The sequence below is a fragment of the Pseudomonas sp. P4_C1 genome (genome assembly GCF_056402155.1).
The window spans coordinates 1-4,350 of record NZ_JBFUHY010000140.1; the positions used below are offsets into that span (position 1 = coordinate 1).

Annotated in this window: 4 protein-coding genes; 2 read left to right on the forward strand and 2 right to left on the reverse strand. The window is 60.2% G+C overall.

Annotated elements, in window-relative coordinates; genetic code table 11:
* Together AC1DU9_RS29470 and AC1DU9_RS29475 are read left to right on the forward strand one after the other, a co-directional pair.
* Nucleotides 1–1,020: calcium-binding protein (locus AC1DU9_RS29470; protein WP_477811233.1), on the forward strand; the 1,020-nt coding region annotated here is incomplete at its 5' end.
* 146 nt (nt 1,021–1,166) lie between these two features.
* Nucleotides 1,167–1,505, forward strand: coding sequence for a tryptophan synthase subunit beta (locus tag AC1DU9_RS29475; RefSeq protein WP_223463874.1), 339 nt, complete (start codon nt 1,167–1,169; stop codon nt 1,503–1,505).
* Between the two features lie 83 nt (nt 1,506–1,588).
* On the opposite strand, the gene lapD is transcribed toward AC1DU9_RS29475, so the two are convergent.
* Nucleotides 1,589–3,535 (reverse strand): cyclic di-GMP receptor LapD, encoded by a 1,947-nt coding sequence (lapD, locus tag AC1DU9_RS29480; RefSeq protein WP_223463873.1) that lies wholly within the window; start codon nt 3,533–3,535, stop codon nt 1,589–1,591.
* A 14-nt stretch (nt 3,536–3,549) separates the two neighbouring features.
* Nucleotides 3,550–4,242, reverse strand: coding sequence for a cysteine protease LapG (lapG, locus tag AC1DU9_RS29485; RefSeq protein ID WP_223463872.1), 693 nt, complete (start codon nt 4,240–4,242; stop codon nt 3,550–3,552).
* Nucleotides 4,243–4,350: the final 108 nt, after the last annotated feature.

The following is a 4,350-nucleotide window of genomic DNA, read 5'->3' on the forward strand; positions in this document are numbered from 1 at the left end:
AACAACGGGAACGGGAACGGGAACGGCAATAACTGGTCATCCAAGGACTTCGGCTATCTGCATGCCCAGGGCGACGGCACCTACGAGTTCTCGGGTCGTGACGGCGACGGCAGTAGCACCGACGGGGACACCATCAGCAACTCCACCAGCAGTTTCACATTGCTGAGCAACCTGTCGAACGTCGAGGCCATCGGCCTGAACAAGGACGTGACGCTCAACGACCTGAAGCCGTACGACTCGGATCAAACGCCACAAACCAACATCGACCCGCAGAATCTGGCCAACTCGATCATCGGCCACACCGAAGCGACGATGCCGGGTAACGACACCGTCAGCGGTGGCGATGGCAACGACCTCCTGTTCGGCGATCTGGTGAGCTTCAACGGCATTGCCGGCGAGGGTTACCAGGCGATGCAAGCCTTCGTGGCGCAGCAAACCGGCGTGGACGTCAGCAAAGTCACCACCAGCAACGTGCACCAGTACATCACCGAGCATTACACCGCGCTCGATGTGTCCGGCGCCCATGACGGCAGCGACACCCTGCTCGGCGGTGCGGGCAATGACATTCTGTTCGGCTCGGGCGGTAACGACACCCTCGACGGCGGCAAGGGCAATGACATCCTGCTCGGCGGCATCGGCAACGACACGCTGATGGGCGGACAGGGCAACGACATCCTGATCGGTGGTTCCGGTGGTGACACCTTCGTCTGGAAAGCGGGCGATACCGGTAACGACGTGATCAAGGACTTCAAGGCCAGCGAAGGCGACCGGATCGACCTGCGTGATCTGTTGCAGGGCGAAACCGGCAGCACCATCGACAACTTCCTGAAGATCACCACGGTCGACGGCGTGTCGTCGCTGCAAGTCAGCTCGACCGGCCAGTTCAACTCGGGCAATGCGGCCGCCGCCACGCCGGACGTGACGATCAAACTGGAAGGCAACAACTGGTCAAGCGCCAACCTGCACAACCTGATTGCCGGTAGCGACCCGACAATCAAGGTCGATCACAACAACAGCTGATGCATGAAAACGGCCGCTCCTTATGGGGCGGCCGTCACGTTTGCGCCCACTGCCCGGTGACGATTTCGTCACCGCGCCACATACTGGCGTGCAGTTGGCCTATGCTGCTGACAGCACGATGCTGGCTCAAATCCGAGGGATGCTCAATGTTTTACGTGCAACGCGATGCGCAGGGCCTGTTAGTTCGCGTGGAACCCGTCGCCTACGCCGAGGCCACGGAAACGCTACCGGCCGACCATCAAGAAATCCAGGCCTGGTTTGCCAATGCGGCTGTGGAAAACAGCCTCAAACAGCTCAAGCAAAGTGACCTGGAAATGATCCGGGTACTCGATGACTTGATTCAGGTGCTGACCCAGAAAGGCGTGATCCGCGTCACCGACCTGCCGATGGCGGCCCAGGCCAAACTGATGGACCGGACCCAGGCGCGTGAGGCGTTGGGTGGGTTGAGTCAGTTGATCGATGAGGATGAAGGCGGGTTGATCTGATCATTGATCTTCAGTGACTGTTCCAGCCGTCATCGCGGGTAATCCCGCGATGACGGCATCACTGACAACCCGGCACTAAAGAGTTAGTTCCAGGGCTTGGGCTCGCCGAACAACTGGCCCTGCACACCGTACAGCCCCATCTCGCGAATCACCGACAACTCGCCTTGCGTCTCGACCCGCTCGGCAATCAGCGGCAAATCAATGCTGTGCGCCGCTCGCTGGATCGCCTCAATGAACAGGCGCTTGTCACTCTCCAGATCAATCGACCGGATGTAGCTGCCATCGATCTTCAGGTACGCCAGCCCCAGCCGTGCCAGGTTGCCGATCATGCTGAAGCGTCCGCCAAAGCGTTGCAGGCTCAGGGAGAAGCCGAGTTCGCGCAGGCGCCGGGTCAACTGTTCCAGCACCGCCTGGTCAGGCAGTTGCTCTTCGCCGATCTCCAGGGTCAGGCGCGGGCCCAGGTTGGAGTGTGCACGCAGTATTTCGAAGATTTTGTTTTGCGCCTGCGGGTCGCCCAGGGTCGCCGACGACAGATTCAGCGCCAGCGACTCCTCATGCCCGCTCATTTGTTCCAGCACCCGCTCGAGCATCAGCCGATCCAGACGCGCAGTCCAGCCGAAGCGCTCCAGCCAAGGCAGAAAACGCCCGGCGGGGATGGTCTGGCCGTGTTCGTCGAGCAGTCGCGACAGTACTTTGTAGTGCAGCACCAGTTGCGTGTCCTGGGCGGCGACTACCGGTTGGAAATACAGCTCGAAACGTCGCTGTGTCAGCGCCTGGTCGAGCATCAGATGCCAGGCGTGGTGATCGTCGCCGACACTGGCCGAGAGGCTGTGCTCGATACAGGCCCAGTTCTGCTCGCCCTGGCCTTCGGCCTGCGCCAGCGCCTGATCGCCGAGGCTGAGCACGGCTTGCGGCGAGTCGCCGTAAGCAAAGGGCGCCAGGCCGATAGACGCCACAGCAGCCACATCGGTGGCGCCGGTAGCGTGCAAACTGGCCAAGGCACTGTCGAGGTTCTGTGCCAGTTGCAGCGCCTCTTCACGCACCAGTCCCGGCGCCAGCACGGCAAATTCGCCACCGCGGATACGGGTCACCAGGTTCTGGGTTTCCGGATATTTGGCGCACTCGCGAGACAGTTGCTCACCGACGGCCTTGAGCACTTCATCGGTGCGCTGGCCGCCGAGGCGCTGGTTGAGACCGGCCAGATCCTTGACCCGCAACAGCAGCAGGTAACCCGAACTGGCCTGCTCCGGGTTGCTCACCCGCGCATACAGTTGCATCTCGAAATAACGTCGGTTGGCCAACCCGGTCAATGAGTCCTGATAGGACTCGACCCGTAGTTTTTCACTGCGCTCGGCCTGCTCCTGGAACAGCGCCTTGAGCTTCTCGACCATCTGGTTCATGGCCTGCACGACCCGGCGAAGTTCGGGGGTGCGCGGCAGTTCCGGCAGGCTGAGGAATTCCCGCCGGGCGATGGCGTAGGATTGTTGGACCATGTAATCCAGCGGCCTCAATTGCTGACGCAGCAACAGCGCGCCGAGTACCGCACTGACCGCGCCACATAACAGCAACCAGCCCAGGCTGCCCAAAGCGCTTTGCCACAACTTGGCCAGCGCGAACATCGGGTGGCTGACCACCTCGACCCGGGCAGCCTGCTCCCAGCCGCGGCTGACGATCGCATCACCACCGGCGGGTTCCAGGCCGATCAGTTTGACGAACCAGTCCGGAACATTGTTCACCGCCGGGATACCCGTGCGCTCAACCAGGGTCTGGTCGGTCTTAAGATCGACCACGCGGATGCTCGCGTAGTAACCACTGTCGAAAATCGAGCTGACCAGCAACTCGACCATCGCCGGGTCGTCGATATTCGGTGTCAGGGAAAGTGCCAGCGCCGTCGCGGCGTCCTGGGCATGAGAGCGCAACTGGTTGACGTACTGAGTCCGCGAGCTCTCCAGACTGACCATGAAACTGCCGGTGAAGGCGACCACCAGGAACAGACAGATAGCAATCAACAGCTGTTTGAACAAAGACATCTGAGCGTGTGCTCCTAGTTAGTCGTCTCGACCGGGAATCCTTCGGCCTGCATTTTTTTCAGCACATCCTGCCAACGCGAAAGGCGTTTGGTATCGCCGACCTTTTTATTGCCCTTGGCGCCCGGCAGCCACAACCCTTCCGCATTGAAAGAGTAGACCGGCAGCAAATCCTTTCGCTGGCTGGCCGGCTTGATTGCATCAATCAGGCTGTCGAGCACCAGGGGCTCGGCTTCCGGACTCGAGTAGTAGGTCAACACCATGTGCGCGCGATTCTGGGTCAGTGCCTTGACATAGGTAATACGCAGCTTTTCACTGGCTACACCGAGGTGACGCAGGCTGAAGTACTTGGCAATAGCGTAGTCTTCACAGTCTCCGGCACCTTTCCAGAGGGCTTCGATCGGGGTTTCCCAGTAATCGACTTCGTGCCACAGGTCGATGTCTTCGACGTATCGCAGTTGTTTATTGAAGAAGCGGTTGACCACATTGAGTTGTTCCAGCTCGCCGAGCTGCTTCTGGCTGGCCAGCAAGTATTGCCAATCATCGATGCGCTGCTGACCTTCTCCCAAAGGTCCGTACAATGCCTGCGCCCGCCGGCTGATCAGGGAAAAATCCCAATCGGCGCTCAAGCTGCCCAGCATCACGCCAGCCAGCAGCAATGCGCTGCACAGCCAGCGTAAAATCCGCGGGATCGTTAAACTTGCCGCCAATGCGAGGCATCCTGGATAGGCAGGAGGGAGTCGTTTGAATGGTGAAGGTTAGACCGGAAAAAGACAATGGCACAGTGCAATCACTGGCCGCGCGCTAAACTGCAGGAA